The 15,990-nt window shown below is 73.5% G+C and carries 12 protein-coding genes and 1 pseudogene; 5 read left to right on the top strand and 8 right to left on the bottom strand.

From position 1 onward, the window contains the following. Nucleotides 1-30 precede the first annotated feature (30 nt). Together AB0D08_RS07115 and AB0D08_RS07110 are read right to left on the bottom strand one after the other, a co-directional pair. Entirely contained in the window at nucleotides 31-2,583 is a 2,553-nt protein-coding gene (locus AB0D08_RS07115) for an FtsX-like permease family protein (protein WP_359886729.1), read from the bottom strand. Beyond that, nucleotides 2,580-3,413 carry an ABC transporter ATP-binding protein gene (locus tag AB0D08_RS07110; RefSeq protein WP_051811875.1) on the bottom strand — a complete coding sequence of 278 codons (834 nt, stop codon included), beginning with the start codon at nucleotides 3,411-3,413 and terminating at the stop codon, nucleotides 2,580-2,582. Before AB0D08_RS07110 ends, AB0D08_RS07115 begins: the two co-directional genes overlap by 4 nt. A gap of 334 nt (nucleotides 3,414-3,747) precedes the next feature. Here AB0D08_RS07110 and nth point away from each other — a divergent pair, with 334 nt between their 5' ends. Further along, nucleotides 3,748-4,653: an endonuclease III gene (gene nth, locus AB0D08_RS07105; RefSeq protein ID WP_051811874.1), complete on the top strand. Its 906-nt coding sequence runs from the start codon at nucleotides 3,748-3,750 to the stop codon at nucleotides 4,651-4,653. Further along, on the top strand, nucleotides 4,650-5,354 hold the full coding sequence (locus tag AB0D08_RS07100; protein WP_033818545.1) for a CoA pyrophosphatase: 705 nt from the start codon (nucleotides 4,650-4,652) through the stop codon (nucleotides 5,352-5,354). Before nth ends, AB0D08_RS07100 begins: the two co-directional genes overlap by 4 nt. Nucleotides 5,355-5,952: 598 nt before the next feature. On the opposite strand, the pseudogene AB0D08_RS07095 reads toward AB0D08_RS07100, so the two are convergent. After that, nucleotides 5,953-6,540 (bottom strand): annotated as a pseudogene (locus AB0D08_RS07095) (DUF4389 domain-containing protein); the annotation flags it as partial. 163 nt (nucleotides 6,541-6,703) lie between these two features. Between AB0D08_RS07095 and AB0D08_RS07090 the strand changes: the two are divergent. Both AB0D08_RS07090 and AB0D08_RS07085 read left to right on the top strand, forming a co-directional pair. After that, entirely contained in the window at nucleotides 6,704-7,888 is a 1,185-nt protein-coding gene (locus tag AB0D08_RS07090; protein WP_033822942.1) for a MarP family serine protease, read from the top strand. A gap of 127 nt (nucleotides 7,889-8,015) precedes the next feature. After that, complete coding sequence (locus AB0D08_RS07085; RefSeq protein ID WP_033822943.1) at nucleotides 8,016-8,729, top strand: metal-dependent hydrolase; 714 nt, start codon at nucleotides 8,016-8,018, stop codon at nucleotides 8,727-8,729. Between the two features lie 63 nt (nucleotides 8,730-8,792). Here AB0D08_RS07085 and AB0D08_RS07080 read toward each other — a convergent pair whose 3' ends face one another. From AB0D08_RS07080 to nhaA, 4 genes are all read right to left on the bottom strand, one after another. Further along, the gene (locus AB0D08_RS07080) at nucleotides 8,793-9,014 is read right to left on the bottom strand and encodes a hypothetical protein (RefSeq protein WP_033822944.1); all 222 of its coding nucleotides are present in this window, start codon (nucleotides 9,012-9,014) and stop codon (nucleotides 8,793-8,795) included. 178 nt (nucleotides 9,015-9,192) lie between these two features. Then, nucleotides 9,193-10,155 (bottom strand): alpha/beta hydrolase, encoded by a 963-nt coding sequence (locus AB0D08_RS07075; RefSeq protein ID WP_359886724.1) that lies wholly within the window; start codon nucleotides 10,153-10,155, stop codon nucleotides 9,193-9,195. Between the two features lie 90 nt (nucleotides 10,156-10,245). Beyond that, the gene (locus AB0D08_RS07070; RefSeq protein WP_033822945.1) at nucleotides 10,246-10,719 is read right to left on the bottom strand and encodes a phage holin family protein; all 474 of its coding nucleotides are present in this window, start codon (nucleotides 10,717-10,719) and stop codon (nucleotides 10,246-10,248) included. Between the two features lie 190 nt (nucleotides 10,720-10,909). After that, a complete protein-coding gene (gene nhaA / locus AB0D08_RS07065; RefSeq protein WP_359886796.1) occupies nucleotides 10,910-12,160 on the bottom strand; it encodes a Na+/H+ antiporter NhaA in 1,251 nt (416 codons plus the stop codon). A 463-nt stretch (nucleotides 12,161-12,623) separates the two neighbouring features. Here nhaA and AB0D08_RS07060 point away from each other — a divergent pair, with 463 nt between their 5' ends. Continuing rightward, the gene (locus AB0D08_RS07060; protein ID WP_051813474.1) at nucleotides 12,624-13,832 is read left to right on the top strand and encodes a serine hydrolase domain-containing protein; all 1,209 of its coding nucleotides are present in this window, start codon (nucleotides 12,624-12,626) and stop codon (nucleotides 13,830-13,832) included. 184 nt (nucleotides 13,833-14,016) lie between these two features. Here the strand turns inward: AB0D08_RS07060 and acs are convergent, their stop codons facing one another. Next, nucleotides 14,017-15,975 (bottom strand): acetate--CoA ligase, encoded by a 1,959-nt coding sequence (gene acs / locus AB0D08_RS07055; RefSeq protein ID WP_359886721.1) that lies wholly within the window; start codon nucleotides 15,973-15,975, stop codon nucleotides 14,017-14,019. Nucleotides 15,976-15,990 lie beyond the last annotated feature (15 nt).

Genomic DNA, 15,990 nt, shown 5'->3' with positions numbered 1-15,990 from the left:
ACCCGCCGCACCCGCCCGGTGGGGCCGGCGCTACGCCCGGGCCGCGCCCGCCTCCACCGGGCGGGTGCGCAGCAGCGCGCGGGTGGGCAGGGCGGTCGCCAGCAGGCTGAGGGCGACCGTGCCCGCCGCGAGCGGCAGGGCGGTGCCGAGCGGCACGTACGGGGCCGAGCCGGTCAGTCCGCGGGCGATCGGGACCAGGGTGATCCAGGCGATCAGGCCGCCCAGGACCAGCCCGGCGACCGCCACCAGCAGCGCCTCCCAGCGCATCATGCCGAGGATCTGGCGGCGCGTCGTCCCGACCAGCCGCAGCAGCCCGACCTCGCGGCGCCGGTCCAGTGCTGTCATCACCAGGGTGTTGGCCGAGGCGACCGCCGCGAAGCCGCCGAGGACCCCGGCCATCACGTTGTTCGCCCAGGAGTTGATCTCCATGTCCCGGTCGGCCCGGGTGGTGTAGCCGGCCGCATCGGTGACGGTCACCCCGGGCGGGCCGAACTCCGTCACCGCGGCGGCGATCGCACCGGCCACCGCGGCCCGGTCGGCACCCGGCGCGGCGGAGACCATGACCTCGGTGTCGAAGCCGCCGGTCACATGGCCGGTGAGCGCGGCCCGCGGCAGCAGCAACTGGCCGAGGCCCAGGCCGCGTTCGTAGGTCGCGACGACCGTCGGGCGGACCGTGGTGCCGTCGCCCAGCCACAGCGGGGCCCGGTCGCCGACCTTGACCCCCAGGTCGTCGGCGAGGTGCGTGTCGAGGGCCACCGTGTCGGCGGAGGCGCCGAGCGCGGCCAGCGAGCCGTCCCTGACACCGAGGTCGAGCACCTTGGGCAGCCCGGCCGGGTCACCCGAGACGCCGAGCGCCGTCGCTGAGACCAGCACGTCCCCGGAGCGGTAGAGGGCGCTGCTGCGCAGGACGCCGATGCTCGCGTCCACGCCGGGCAGCCGGGCGATCTGTCCGGCGGTGCCGGTCGGCAGGCCCGGGCCGTTCGAACCGATCACCTGGTCGGCGACCAGGCCGGCGCGCAGCTGCGCGGCGGTGACGTGCGCGACGGTGCTCTGGATGAACAGCAGCGTCCCGCAGAAGGCGGTCACCATCACGATCGGGGTGATCGCGGAGGCCAGCCGCCGGGCGTTGGCGCGGGTGTTGTCGGCGGCCAGCGACCCGGTGGCGCCGCCCGCCCGCAGTGGCAGGCCGAGGACGCCGGTGGCGAGCCTGGCCAGCAGCGGGCCGAGCAGCGCGACCGCGAGCAGGAAGCTCATCACCACGCCGAGCGCGGTGTTGGCCGCGTCCGAGCCGTTCAGTCCGGCGGCGACGGCGGCCAGCGCCACGCCGCCCGCCAGCGCGAGGAGGCCGAGGACGGTACGGACCGGGCCGGTCCGCGCCCGTTCCACCGCGGCCTCGCCGAGCGCCTGGCTCGGACGCATCCGGGCGGGCCGGCGGGAGGCGAGGTAGCCGGACGCCAGTGCCGCCAGCAGGGTGGTGCCGACCGCCACCGCGACGGGCACCGGCCCGACGCTCAGCGAGACCTCGGCGGGTACGGCGCCGCGCGAGACCAGCTGGCCGAACCACCAGCGGGCCAGGGCCAGGCCCGGCAGCACACCGAGCGCACCCGCGACCGGGGCGAGCAGCGCGGCCTCGGTGGCGATGGTGCGCCGGATCTGACGAGGCGTCGCCCCGACCGCGCGCAGCAGCGCGAACTCCCTGGCGCGCTGCCCGGTGGCGAGGGCGACCGTCCCCATCACCACGAACACGGCGGTCATCGCGGCGATCCCGCCGAAGGAACCGCCGAGCGCGACCAGCACCTCCCGGCCCTGGGCCAGCCCGGGCCGCTCGACCGAGCCGCGGGCGTCGCCGGTCAGCACCTCGGCGTCGGTGCCGACGGCCTGCTCGACCTGCCGGGCGAGTGCCGTCGCGCTGACGCCCTCGCGTGGCCGGACGGCGATGGCGTCGACCTTGCCGGGGTGCCCCGAGAGCTGCGCGGCGGCGTCGTCGGCGAACCAGGCGGTGGGCCCGCCGTCCTGGCCGGCCGCGAGCCCGGAGATCCGGTAGCTGCCGCTCGCGCCGGGCGCGACCAGGCGCACGCTGCCGCCCACGGCCAGCTGCCCGGCCTGCGCGGTGGTGGCGTCGAGGACGACCTCCCCGGCGCCGGGGGCACGGCCCTGGACGAGCGTGGAGCCCGCCGGACCGGTGATCGCGGTGGCGGCGAAGCCCCGGCCGGTCAGCGGCGGCAGGGCGGTGCCGGGCCCGGACTGGACGGGGAAGGCCGTATCGGGCACCGCCGAGGCGACCCCCGGCCGGGCGGCGATCCTCGCCACCAGCCCGGCGTCGACCCGGGCCCGTTCGGGCAGCGCGGCCTGCTCGGTGTCCCGGTCCTCGCCGCTGCCCACGGTGATCTCGGCGTTTGGTGAGGCGGCGACGAGCACCGGAGCGCCGGCGTAGCGCACCGGCGCGATGTGGGCGAGCACGCCGGTCTGCAGCAGCGTCCCGCAGGCCATGATGACCGCGGCGCCGAAGAACAGGGCGACGAAGCTGCCGGCGAAGGAGGCGGGCCGGAAACGGACGGAGGCCCGCGCGAGTCCGTTCGTCATGCCGCTGCCCCGACCTGGCCGGAGCCCGCCCGACCGGAGCCCGTCCGACCGGATCCCGAGGTGGCGGTCAGCGTGACCATCCGGTCGGCGACGGTCCGCGGATCGGGCCGCAGCAGCTCGTCGGCGAGTTCACCGTCGGCCAGGAACAGCACCCGGTCCGCGTGGGCGGCGGCCACCGGATCGTGCGTGACCATGACCACGGTCGCACCCATCTCGTCCACGGCCTGCCGCAGCAGACCGAGCACCTCGTGCGCGGTACGGGTGTCCAGCGCGCCGGTCGGCTCGTCCGCGAAGACCACCTCGGGCCGGGTGATCAACGCCCGGGCGATCGCCACCCGTTGCTGCTGCCCGCCGGAGAGCTGACCGGGACGGCGCCCACCGTGCTCCGCCAGGCCCACCCGGGCCAGCAACTCCTTGGCCAGCCGCCGGTCCTGACGGCCACCGGCCAGCCGCTGCGGCAGCAGCACGTTCTGCTGCACGGAGAGCGAGGGCAGCAGGTTGAACGACTGGAAGACGAACCCGATCCGGCTGCGGCGCAGCCGGGTCAACCGGTTCTCGCTCAGCGCGGTGATCTCCTCCCCGCCCAGCAGCACCTCACCGGAGGTGGGCCGGTCCAGCCCCGCCGCGCACTGCAGGAACGTGCTCTTCCCGGACCCGGACGGACCCATCACCGCGGTGAAACTCCCGCGCCCCAGGGCCAGATCGATGCCGCGCAACGCATGGACCGCCGAATCCCCCCGCCCGTAGCTCCGCCGCACCGCACGCAGCTCGACGGCCGGGTGCGCGGCCTGCGGACGATCGGTACGTGGGCGTTCGCGCCGCAGTGCCATGGGGACCCTTCCTCCAACGGTGGATGACGTACTCCACGCTAGAAATCGCAAGGTCGGACGACCATGGTGGCCGCAGGCGTCCCGGGGGTGGGGTTTACCCCCGCCGGGGGGCGTGCTGCGTCAGCTCGGACCCGGGGTGGCTGACGGGGCATCAGGATCTCCTCGGTGACGTGACCGCCGAAGCTAGCGAGGTCGATGACAACCGGTATCCGTACAGGTACTCAACTCGACCCGCGAACGAGTCGGCCCGGCCCGACGGCCGCCTGTGCGGTGACGGAGGCTGCTCCACCTGATTCGTCGCCGTTCGTCCGCTGCTTCGGCGTAGCCTTCGTGCATGGCAGAGAGCAAGGTCCGGAAGGCCGCGGCGACGGCCGCGCCGGCGGTGAAGGTGGCTGCGAAGCCCAGGAAGCCGGAGTCGCACCTGGCGATGGTGCGGCGGGCCCGGAAGATCAACCGGGCGCTGGCGGAGCTGTACCCGTACGCGCACCCCGAGCTGGACTTCGAGTCGCCGTTCGAGCTGCTGGTGGCCACCGTGCTGTCCGCGCAGACCACGGACCTGCGGGTGAACCAGACGACGCCCGCGCTGTTCGCGGCCTACCCGACCCCGGAGGACATGGCGGCGGCGGACCCGGAGAAGCTGGAGGAGATCATCCGGCCGACCGGTTTCTTCCGCGCCAAGGCGAAGTCCCTGATCGGGCTGTCGACGGCGCTGCGGGACCGCTTCGACGGCGAGGTCCCCGGGCGCCTCGCGGACCTGGTGACCCTGCCGGGTGTCGGCCGCAAGACCGCCAACGTGGTGCTCGGCAACGCCTTCGGCGTCCCGGGCATCACCGTGGACACCCACTTCGGCCGGCTGGCCCGCCGTTTCGGCTGGACCACCGACGAGGACCCGGAGAAGGTCGAGGCGGCGGTCGCCGAGATCTTCCCCAAGTCGGAGTGGACGATGCTCTCGCACCGGGTGGTCTTCCACGGCCGCCGGGTCTGCCACTCCCGCAAGCCGGCCTGCGGCGCCTGCCCCATCGCCCCGCTCTGCCCCTCGTACGGCACGGGCGAGACGGACCCGGAGAAGGCCGCCAAGCTGCTCAAGTACGAGCTGGGCGGCCAGCCGGGCCAGCGGCTGCGCCCGCCGGCCGACTACCCCGGCCGGGCCGCACCCGCAGCCGGCACCGGGACCGGGACGGCGACCGCCGACACCGACGCGGCGGACACCGAAATCGTTGGAACGGACGGGGTGGCATGACGGGGGCGATCGATCCGGACGGACTGCCGGACTGGCTGGTGCCGGTCAGGGCCGCGGCCGAGCGGGTGCTGCCCGAGCAGCTGAGCCGCTTCCTGCCGCCGCCGGAGGGCGGGCGGCCGTCGGCGGTCCTGATGCTGTTCGGCGAGGGGCCGCTCGGGCCGGACCTGCTGCTGATCGAGCGGGCCCGTTCGCTGCGGTCGCACGCGGGGCAGCCCTCGTTCCCGGGCGGCGCGCTCGACCCGGAGGACGGTGACCCGGACGGTCCCGGGCCGGTGCGGGCCGCGCTGCGGGAGGCGGCCGAGGAGACCGGGCTCGACCCGTCCGGGGTGCAGGTCTTCGCGACCCTGCCGTCGCTGTTCATCCCGGTGAGCAACTTCGTGGTGACGCCGGTGCTGGGCTGGTGGCGGCGGGAGAGCCCGGTCGCACCGGTGGACCTGGCCGAGACCGGCGCGGTCTTCCGGGTACCGCTGGCCGAGCTCACCGACCCCGCGAACCGGGCCCGGCTCCGGCACCCCTCGGGCTTCACCGGGCCGGTCTTCGATGTGGCCGGGCGCCTGGTCTGGGGGTTCACAGCCGGGGTGATCGACCGGGTGCTGCACTACAGCGGCCTGGCACTGCCGTGGGACACCTCGCGGACCATCGCACTGTCGGACGACGCACTCGGCCTCGCCACCCGCGGCCTGAGCGGCGAACGCGGCTGAGCCGTCCGCCGCTCCCCGGCCCGCCGGGCCCGCCCATGCGCGGGACCCGCCGGACCCGGCCGTCGATCGGACGCCGGGGCGGCTACCGGTCGCCGGTCAGCGCGTAGAGGGTGTTCGGTACCTGCCGGATGACCGACACGGTCCCGTAGACGTGGTCGTTGTCATCGTCGTAGTTGTAGTCCCGGGTGACCGAGCTGACCACCGACGACGCCACCCCGGCGACCAGGAACAGCACCAGCAGGGCCTTCCCCCCGCCGCTCATCAGCAGCGGCCGGGTCGCCGACACCGCCCCCGGCCCCTTGACCGGGCCCCCGATCCCACCCGCCGCACCAGCCCCACCCGCCATTCCCGCCCCGCCGGCCGCACCGGCCCCGCCGGCCGCACCCGCCGCAGCAGCCCCCCAGGCCGCCCCAGGCCCCCCGACGCCACCGGCTCCGCCCCCCGGGGCGCCGGTGGCCCCCGCAGCCCCCGTACCGGCCGCTGCAGCCCCCGTACCGGCGGCCGTGGCACCCGTACCGGCCCCGGGCGCGCCCTCCCGGTCCGGCCGGCCGGGGGCCGGCGGCACCGGCGGCAGTGGCGGCTCGGCCACCGCCTGCGGGTCGCCGAACAGCCGCTTCGGGTACGCCGGGGTGAGCATCAGCAGGTACGCCGAGAACCGCATCCGGTACCGCAGCACCGCCGCCGTCGCCTCGAACAGCGGCCGCGGCATCCGCCCCAGCACCAGCACCACCAGCCAGCTGAAGAACGCCAGCACCCACCACCCGGTCACCAGCAGGTTCTGCACGATGGCGGCCGGGATCATCAGGATCAGCCGGAAGAACACCGCCGGCCGGTTCAGCAGCCCGGGGCGTACCTCGATCCGCACGGGGTAGTCGTCCGCCTGGAGCCGGAACGGCGGGTACCGGTCGACCAGCAGCATCAGGTAGCCCTCGACCCGCGTGTCGTACGCGACGTAGGAGGCCAGGTAGCTCGCCGCGAAGTCGGGCAGCCGGCCGAGCGCGAGCGCTCCGAACCAGCCGATCACCACGACCACGAAGGCGGCAATGCTCAGCAGCCAGACCACGATCAGCTGCGGGATGGCCAGCAGTGCACGCAGGAACACGGTGATCCGGCTCTGCGGACCCGGTTCGGGGATGTCGAGCGGGGGCAGCCACTCGGCCTCCACTGCGGTACTGGCATCCCACATTCCTGCCTCCCGGGCCGGTCGTCCGCGCTGGTGGTGAGGGTGTTCCGATCAGACGTTTCCAGTGCTCCGGGCACCGTGCCCGCCGGGTGGACCGAGTGAGCGACCGGGAAGGACCGGGCAGGACTGTGCCCACCAGCCGCCGGGGACATGGGAGGGTATCCGGGTGAACGTCCTGGATCTGCTGCTGATCGCCGCCGCCGTGGGCTTCGCCGTGTCCGGCTACCGGCAGGGCTTCGTGGTCGGTGTGCTGTCCGTGCTCGGATTCCTCGGCGGCGGCCTGATCGCGGTGCAGCTGCTGCCCCTGCTGCTGAGGCACATCGGGCCTGGCACCACCGCGTCGGTGGTCGCGGTCGTGGTGGTGATCGTGCTGGCGGCGATCGGGCAGGCCGTCACCACGCACTTCGGCTGGAAGCTGCGCGGCCACATCGGCAGACGGCGGGCCCGGACCCTGGACGCGATCGGCGGCTCGGTGGTCAACGTGATCTCGATGCTGCTGGTGGCCTGGCTGATCGGCTCCGCGCTGGCGGGGACCTCGCTGCCGACCGTCTCCAAGCAGGTCCGCACCTCGGCGGTGCTGGGCGGGGTCCAGGACGTCCTGCCCGACGACGCGCCGAACTGGTTCTCCGACTTCAGCAAGGAACTGGCCCGCAGCGGCTTCCCCCAGGTCTTCAACCCGTTCGAGCACGAGCCGATCACCGAGGTGGAGGCCCCCGACCCGGCGCTGGCCGGCAGCGCCGCCGTCCAGCGGGCCCGGCCGAGCCTGGTCAAGGTGGTCGGCACGGCCACGGCCTGCGGCAAGACCCTGGAGGGCAGCGGCTTCGTGTTCGCCCCGCACCGGGTGATGACCAATGCCCACGTGGTCGGCGGGGTCGAGGAGCCGACCGTGCAGATCGGCGGCGCCGGCCAGCTCTACGACGCCACCGTGGTCCGCTACGACTGGCAGCGCGACATCGCCGTCCTCGACGTCCCCAAGCTGAACGCCCCCGCGCTCACCTTCGCCGGTGAGGCCAGGACCAACGACAGCGCCATCGTGGCCGGTTTCCCGGAGAACGGCGCCTTCAACGTCCAGCCGGCCAGGATCCGCGGCCGGATCCAGGCCAACGGACCGGACATCTACCACCGCGGCCAGGTGGTCCGCGACGTGTACTCGATCCGTTCGCTGGTCCGCCAGGGCAACAGCGGCGGCCCGCTGCTGACCCCGGACGGCCAGGTGTACGGGGTGGTCTTCGCCAAGTCGTTGGACAGCTCCGACACGGGGTACGTGCTCACCGCGGCCGAGGTCCGGGACGACGCGGTGGCGGGTGCCACCGCGACGGCCAGGGTGGACACCGAGGGATGCGCGCTCTGACGGACCCGGCGGGCCGGGCCCGGCTGGTGGCGTCACCCCGCGCTCACCCGTCCCGCGCACCGCGCCGCGGTACCGGGGTGTCGACGGCGCGGGACCGGGCGGTCCGGCGGGAGGGTGGAGAGCCGACATGATGGGTCACTCGCACGCGGTCAGCGGCGCACTGCTCTACGCGGCCTCGGCGCCGTTCCTGCCGCCGCTGCTACTCGGCACCGAGCTGCGGCCGGCCGACATCCTGATGGGCACCGTGCTCTGCGCGGGCGCGGCACTGCTGCCCGACCTGGACCACCACGACGGCACCATCGCCCACTTCCTGGGGCCGGTGTCCCGGCTGCTCTGCCGCCTGGTGGGGTGGCTCTCGGGCGGGCACCGGCACGCCACCCACTCACTGCTGTTCGTCGCGCTGACGGGCGCCGGCGCCTGGGCGGGGATCACCTACCTGGGCCGGAACTTCACCCTCGGCCTGACCTTCGTCCTGCTGGCCCTGGCGATCCGGGCGCTACGGCTGCACCCGCCAGGCGACGGCCCGACGGCGTGGATCACCACCATGGGCCTGGCCGCCCTCGGGACGGCCGCCCTGGACCGGTGGATGCCGAGCGCGCCGGGCTGGCTGCCGTACGCGGTGGCACTGGGGACCCTGGCACACCTGCTCGGGGACTGTCTGACCAAGCAGGGCGCCCCGCTGCTGTGGCCGCACCGGGAGCGCTACGAACTGGTCCTGATCAAGCGCACCGGCAACGGCGTGGAGACCAAGGTCCTGGTCCCGGTGATGACGGCCGCCACCTTCGTGCTGCTCTGGTACACGGCGCTCTCCCCGGCCGTGCTCGGCCGGCCGGCCCACTGACCAGCCCGCTGACCGGCCCGCTGACCGGCCCGCTGACCGGACCGCCCGGCGGGCCGACCGGGGTCAGGCCTCGCGCCGCAGCCGAGCGCCCACCCAGCGGGCGCGGCGCCCCAGGATGCGCGGGATGCCCATCCGGTGCGCCCCGGCCCGCGGGGGCCTGCCGGCGCCTTCGTAGGGCCACTCGGGCGCGTGCTCCCGCTCGCCGCGCTGGGGGGACCGGTCGGACTGGCTCTGCGAGCTGCTGCCGGTCCGGTGACGGCGCGCGGCGGGCTCGCGATCGGGCATCCAGGTCATACCTGATGAATGCCCCTGGGCCGAGCGGAGTAATCGCATCCAACCGGGCATCTGTCATGTGCGATTGTCATATGAATCTGCGTCAGCTCGGCATCGGACCACTTCGGACCCGACTCCGGACCCGACTCCGAGCCCGCCCCGGACCCGGTCCGGACCGCCGGTCCGGAGCTCAGTCCTTGTGCTGCCCCAGCCAGTTGACGAGTTCCGCGGTGAACTCCTCCGGCACCTCCTCGTGCGGGAAGTGCCCGACCCCGGGCAGCAGCCGCCAGCGGTACGGCGCCTCGACGTACTCGCCCGCGCCGAGCGCGGTCTGGGCCAGCAGCACCGGGTCCGCGGCGCCCTGGACGTGCAGGGTGGGCGCGGTGATCGGCTTCTTCATCCGGCGGGCGAACTGGATGCCGTCCGGGCGGGCCATCGAGCGCATCAGCCAGCGGTACGGCTCGATCGAGCAGTGCGCGGTGCTGGGGATCTGGATCGCCTTCCGGTAGGCCGTCACGGCCTCCCGATCCAGCTGGCTCGGCCCGGTCCAGGCGTTCAGGTACCGGCCCACCAGGGCGCCGTCGTCCGCGACCAGCTGCCGTTCCGGGATCCACGGGCGCTGGAAGCCCAGCACGTGCTCGAAGGCGGCGATCTGGCGACGGTCCGTCAGCAGCGCCCGGCGCAGGTGGCGGGGGTGGGCGGCGGAGACCGCGGTCAGGCTCCTGATCACGGACGGGCGCATCACGGCGGCGACCCAGGCCAGCGTGCCGCCGGTGGCGTGGCCGACCAGGTGCGCCCGCCGCTCGCCGAGCGAGCGGATCACGCCGGTGATGTCCAGCGCCAGGTTGGCCGGGTCGTAGCCGCGCGGGGTGCGGTCGCTGCCGCCCATACCGCGGAGGTCGAGCGCCACCGCCCGGTAGCCGGCCTCGGCCAGCGCGGTCAGCTGGTGCCGCCAGGCCCACCAGTACTGCGGCCAGCCGTGCACCAGCAGCACCAGCGGCCCCTCGCCGATCTCGGCGATGTGGAAGCGGGCGCCGTTCGCGGCCAGATCGCGGTGGATCCACGGTCCGGCCGAGCGGACGTCCCACCCGGCCTCGGCGGGCCGGGGAGTGACGGGCGGCGGCGTGGGAACGGGCTTCTGGTCCAGCGGCATACGGAGAGCCTGTCATACCCGCGCCACGGACACGTCCCCGGCACTCTTCCCGGCGTCCTCCGTCCGTCCCCCCGCTGCCCACTCGGACTGTTACGGGATGCGGCCCAGGGCCCGGTCGATCTCCTCCTTGGTCGCGGGCCGCGGCCGGGCGTTCTTCAGCACGTCCGCCGTGGCCTGCGCACCCTCGATGGTGCGGTGCGGCTTCTCGATCTTCTTGAACGAGCGCATCGCCAGCAGCCCGAGCAGCGCGGCCAGCACCAGGTACGCTCCGCCGACGATCAGGAAGGACCAGCCCAGCGTCAGCCCGAGCGCCTGCAGCCCGTACGCGGCGGCGAAACTCAGCATCGGGATGGCGGCCAGCGCCACCACGCCCGCCACCGAGATCGAGACGCCGCCGGTGACGCCGCGCTTGACGTCCGCCCGGATCTCCGCCTTCGCGAGCGCGATCTCGTCGTGCACCAGGGCGGACAGATCGGCGGTGGCCGCGGCGAACAGCTGCCCGACCGAACGCTCACCGTCGTAGGGGGCCCGGCCGTTGCCTGGGTCTGCGGCTCCTGCGGCCATCAGCTGTTCTCCTTTGCGCGGCTACTCACTCGATCGACAGCTCAGCATCATGCCTCTACCGGTCAGTCAGGCACCACTCCGGGGCCGCTCAGGGGGGACGGCGCGTCGCCCCGTCGGCAGTCGCTCGCCCCGGCCGGAGCGTTCCACCCGGGCCCGAGACTCCCGCCCGGGCCGGAGCGGTGAACCGGCGTCAGCCTGTCTGCTGGTAGACATCGGGGATCCCGTCCCCGTCGGAGTCGCGGTTCTCGTCCTCGAACAGCTGCCGGTAGTGCCGGTTGCGCAGCTTGAGCAGCACGGTCGCGGTCACCGCGCAGAGCAGCGAGCCGACCAGGACGGCCGTCTTGGAACGGTCCGCGAGTGCCAGGTCGTCAGGGAAGGCCAGCTCGCTGATCAGCAGGGAGACCGTGAAGCCGATGCCGGCCAGGGTCGACACCGCGAACATGTCGGCCCACTTCAGCTGCGGATTCAGCTCGGCCCGGGTGAACCGGGCGGCCAGCCAGGTGCCGCCGAAGATGCCGACGGTCTTGCCGACCAGCAGCCCCAGCACGATGCCGAGCGGCGCCGCCTGCGTGAACACCTCGCGCAGCGTCGGTCCGGAGACCACCACACCGGCCGCGAACAGCGCGAACACCGGCACCGCGAACCCGGCCGAGAGCGGCCGGACCAGATGCTCGATGTGCTCGCCGGGGGACTCCTTCTCGTCCCCCTCGGTGTGGCAGCGCAGGATCAGCCCCATCGCCACGCCCGAGACCGTCGCGTGCACACCGCTCTCGTGCATCAGCGCCCAGATCACCAGCGCCAGCGGGACGAACAGGTACCAGCCGTGCACCCCGCGCCGGTGCAGGAACCAGAACAGCACCAGACCCGCGAGCGACAGCCCGAGCGCCCAGAACTTGATCCCCGAGCTGTAGAACACGGCGATGATCAGGATGGCGATCAGGTCGTCCACCACCGCCAGCGTGAGCAGGAACGCCCGCAGGGCGGAGGGCAGGTGACTGCTCACCACGGCCAACACCCCGAGCGCGAAGGCGATGTCGGTGGCGGTCGGGATCGCCCAGCCCGCAGGATGCCCGCCGGGCCCGCTGTTGGCCACCGCGTAGACGATCGCCGGCAGCGCCACACCGCACAGCGCCGCCACCACCGGCAGCGCGGCGGCGCTCGGGCTGCGCAGCTCACCGGCCACGAACTCGCGCTTGAGCTCGATCCCGGCGACGAAGAAGAAGATGGTCAGCAGCCCGTCGTTGGCCCAGGTCTCCAGGCTGAGGTCCAGGTGCAGCGGTGTCGAGGGTCCGATGGTGTAGTCCGACACCGTCTCGTACGCGTGCGGCCACACGTTCGCCCAGATGAGTGCGACCACCGCGGCGGCCAGGAGGAGGATGCCGCCGACGGTCTCGGTGCGGAGCGCGGCGGTGATGAACCGCCGCTCGGGCAACGGGAGCAGACCGAGGAACTGGCGGCGCCCGCCGGTCCCGGACGAGGACGACGAGGGCGGCGGCGTGGGCTGCGGTGGCGACGGCGTGGCCACGGGTGAGGACCTCCTGAAGGCGGCGGATGGATACACCGGTGGTGCAGTGCCGACCAGACTTCCCGGCGCGCCTCAGAGACCTTTGATGTTTTGTTGACAGTCTACGGGGCTGGTCGTCGTGCTATCCGATTCGTCCTATTTTATGCCGACCCTTGTGCGGTGCCGCTCGCGCGTGCCGCGTCGGCCAGGGGCCGGGTATGCCGGTCGCATACGTGGGTCGGGTGCGGTGGTCGGGTGCGATGGTTGGACGATCCTTCGGATGCGGACCGGCCTTCCACCCGAACGGACTCGGCCGGATGCAGGACCCGGTGCCGGTCCCTAGCGTCGGGGACAACCGCTGCCCGACCACGGGCGGCCCGCTCCCGTACGGAGGAACCCCATGCACAGCCAGGAGACCGAGCCGATACGGACGGAGGGCGAGGGCTGGACGGGCGGCGATGATGCCCAGAGCGCCCCGCCCCTGTTACCCCAACCGACCCGGACCGTCCCGGCCCCCGCAGGGGCCAGCGCCGTCGCGCCCGGACCCGCCGACGAACTCGCCCCCGACCTCGTGCGCCGCCTGCGCCCCCTGCTCGCCGCGGTCTCCCCGAGCGGCGGCATCGCCCTCGCCGTGATCAGAGGCGGCGAACGCACGGTGTCCTGCCGCGGCTACGCCGACCGGGCAGCCGAACGCCCGGTCCGCGCGGACACCCGGTTCGAGCTCGGGTCGGTCACCAAGACCTTCACCGCGCTGCTGCTCGCCGACATGGTCGCCCGCGGCGAAGTGCGCTACGACGACCCGATCGACCGCTACCTGCCGGCCGGCTCCGTTCCCGGGTACCCGCACGAGCGGCCGATCACTCTGATCCACCTCGCCACCCACACCTCCGGGCTGCCGAGACTGCCCGGCGGGTTGGTGCCCGCGGCCGTACCGCGCTGGTTCACCGATCCGTACGCCACCTTCAGCGCGGCGCACCTACTGCGCGCGCTGCCGCGAACGCCCGTCCGCGGCACCCCCGGCGCCCAGGTGCGGTACTCCAACCTCGGCACCGGACTGCTCGGCCTGGTCCTGGCGAACGCCGCCGGGCAGCGCTACCAGGATCTGCTCCGCAGCCGGATCTGCGGCCCGCTCGGCCTGATCGACACCTCCTGCGGAACCGGAGGGGAGGAGGTCACCAGTTACCGGCGCGGACGCAACCTGCCCTCCTTCCGCATCCCCGCACTGCCGGGCGCCGCCGCTCTGCGCTCCACCGCGGACGACATGCTCCGGTACCTCCAGGCACACCTGGCGGTCGACGTCGTACCCATCCCCGAACGCGGCGGCGCCGCGACCAGCCTGCGGGCCGCCCTCAAGGACGTCTGCCTCCCCCGGGTGGCCCGCCGCCGCTCCGGGCCACGGATCTGCCTGACCTGGGATCAGCGGCAGCTCGCGGAGGGCGAACTGTTCTACAGCGCGGGCTCGACCCGCACCTGCTCCACGTTCGCGGGCTTCGACCGGACGGCGCAGGTGGGGCTGGTGGCGATGGCGAACACCCACCCGTCCTCGCGGCGGAAGTTCACCCAGGCGGCCTACCAGGCACTCCTGGGGCTGGCGGACGAGCAGCGCTGACGGTTGTTGACCGGCGCTGGCCGTTCGGTCCGCCGGTCCGTCGGCCCGTCGGCCCGCTGGTCCACTGGCGCGTCGGACGCGGTGCTCGGCGGGTCGGGCGAGGGGGACAGCGCGGAGACGTGCGTGGCCCGCTCCGGGACTCGGAGCGGGCCACACACGGTGATCGGGGCCGGGCAGGACCGGATCAGCTCTCGCTGTCGCCGCCCGTGGGCAGCTGGGCCTGGATCAGGTTCATCACCGAGGAGTCGGCCAGCGTGGTGGTGTCGCCCACCTCACGGCCCTCGGCGATGTCGCGGAGCAGACGGCGCATGATCTTGCCGGAACGGGTCTTCGGCAGCTCGCTGACGACCTTGATCTGCTTGGGCTTGGCGATCGGGCCCAGGGTGCGGCCGACGTGGTCACGCAGCTCGGCGATGAGCTCGGGGCTGTCGGTGGCGGTGGAGCGCAGGATGACGAACGCGACGATGGCCTGGCCGGTGGTGGCGTCGGTGGCGCCGACGACCGCGGACTCCGCGACGGCGGGGTGGCCGACCAGCGCGGACTCCACCTCGGTGGTGGAGATGTTGTGGCCCGAGACCAGCATGACGTCGTCGACCCGGCCGAGCAGCCAGATGTCGCCGTCCTCGTCCTTCTTTGCACCGTCGCCGGCGAAGTAGCGGCCGGCGAAGCGGGACCAGTAGGTGTCGATGTAGCGCTGGTCGTCGCCCCAGATGGTGCGCAGCATGGAGGGCCACGGCTCGGTGAGGACCAGGTAGCCGCCGGAGCCGTTGGGGACCTCGTTGGCCTCGTCGTCGACGACGGTGGCGCTGATGCCGGGCAGGGCGCGCTGGGCGGAGCCGGGCTTGGTGTGGGTGACGCCGGGCAGCGGGCTGATCATCATGGCGCCGGTCTCGGTCTGCCACCAGGTGTCGACGATCGGGGTCTTGCCGGCGCCGATGTGCTCGCGGTACCAGACCCACGCCTCGGGGTTGATCGGCTCGCCGACGCTGCCCAGCACGCGCAGCGACGACAGGTCGAACTTGGCGGGGATGTCGTCGCCCCACTTCATGAAGGTGCGGATCGCGGTGGGCGCGGTGTAGAGGATGCTGACGCCGTACTTCTGGACGATCTCCCAGAAGCGGCCCTGGTGCGGGGTGTCCGGGGTGCCCTCGTAGATGACCTGGGTGGCGCCGTTGGCCAGGGGGCCGTAGACGATGTACGAGTGGCCCGTGACCCAGCCGATGTCGGCGGTGCACCAGTAGACGTCCGTCTCGGGCTTGAGGTCGAAGACGGCGTGGTGGGTGTAGGCGGCCTGGGTGAGGTAGCCGCCGGACGTGTGCAGGATGCCCTTGGGCTTTCCGGTGGTACCGGAGGTGTAGAGGATGAACAGCGGGTGCTCGGCGTCGAGCGGCTCGGGGTTGTGCTCCGCGCTCTGGCTGTCCACCAGGTCGTGCCACCACACGTCGCGGCCCTCGGTGAAGGGGGTGTCCTGGCCGGTGCGGCGCACCACCAGGACGTGCTCGACGCCGTCGACCTTGGTCAGGGCCTCGTCGATGGCGGGCTTGAGCGCGCTCGGCTTGCCGCGGCGGTAGCCGCCGTCGGCGGTGATGACGAGCTTGGCGTCGGCGTCCTGGATCCGGGAGGCGACGGCGTCGGCGGAGAAACCGCCGAACACGACGGAGTGGGTGGCGCCGATGCGGGCGCAGGCGAGCATCGCGATGACGGCTTCGGGGATCATCGGGAGGTAGACGGCGACGCGGTCGCCGGCGGTGACGCCGAGGTGGAGCAGCGCGTTGGCGGCGCGGGAGACCTCGTCCTTGAGCTGGGCGTAGGTGAGGGCGCGGGAGTCGCCGGGCTCTCCCTCGAAGTGGATCGCCACCCGGTCGCCGTGGCCGGCCTCGACGTGGCGGTCGACGCAGTTGTACGCGACGTTGAGCTTGCCGTCGGCGAACCACTTCGCGAACGGCGGGTTCGACCAGTCCAGGGTCTCGGTCGGCTCGACGGCCCAGTCGAGTCGACGGGCCTGCTCTGCCCAGAACCCGAGCCGGTCCTCGGAAGCCTGCGCGTACGCGGCAGCGGTCACGTTCGCGGCCGCGGCGAGCTCCGCCGGCGGCGCGAAACGGCGGTCCTCCTTGAGCAGGTTCGCCAGACTCTCGTTGCTCAACGCGTACTCCTCATC

Source organism: Kitasatospora sp. NPDC048540 (assembly GCF_040651175.1).
Lineage (GTDB): Bacteria > Actinomycetota > Actinomycetes > Streptomycetales > Streptomycetaceae > Kitasatospora.
Note: the sequence above shows the minus strand (reverse complement) of the source record. Positions and strands in the feature narration are given on the sequence as shown.

Excerpts from the sequence above, each read along its gene's own strand:
- AB0D08_RS07100 (WP_033818545.1), top strand. The coding sequence starts at position 4,650 with ATGACGGGGGCGATCGATCCGGACGGACTGCCGGACTGGCTGGTGCCG.
- AB0D08_RS07070 (WP_033822945.1), bottom strand. The coding sequence starts at position 10,719 with ATGGCCGCAGGAGCCGCAGACCCAGGCAACGGCCGGGCCCCCTACGAC.
- AB0D08_RS07080 (WP_033822944.1), bottom strand. The coding sequence starts at position 9,014 with ATGCCCGATCGCGAGCCCGCCGCGCGCCGTCACCGGACCGGCAGCAGC.
- AB0D08_RS07060 (WP_051813474.1), top strand. The coding sequence starts at position 12,624 with ATGCACAGCCAGGAGACCGAGCCGATACGGACGGAGGGCGAGGGCTGG.
- AB0D08_RS07115 (WP_359886729.1), bottom strand. The coding sequence starts at position 2,583 with ATGACGAACGGACTCGCGCGGGCCTCCGTCCGTTTCCGGCCCGCCTCC.
- AB0D08_RS07110 (WP_051811875.1), bottom strand. The coding sequence starts at position 3,413 with ATGGCACTGCGGCGCGAACGCCCACGTACCGATCGTCCGCAGGCCGCG.
- nth (WP_051811874.1), top strand. The coding sequence starts at position 3,748 with ATGGCAGAGAGCAAGGTCCGGAAGGCCGCGGCGACGGCCGCGCCGGCG.
- AB0D08_RS07085 (WP_033822943.1), top strand. The coding sequence starts at position 8,016 with ATGATGGGTCACTCGCACGCGGTCAGCGGCGCACTGCTCTACGCGGCC.
- AB0D08_RS07075 (WP_359886724.1), bottom strand. The coding sequence starts at position 10,155 with ATGCCGCTGGACCAGAAGCCCGTTCCCACGCCGCCGCCCGTCACTCCC.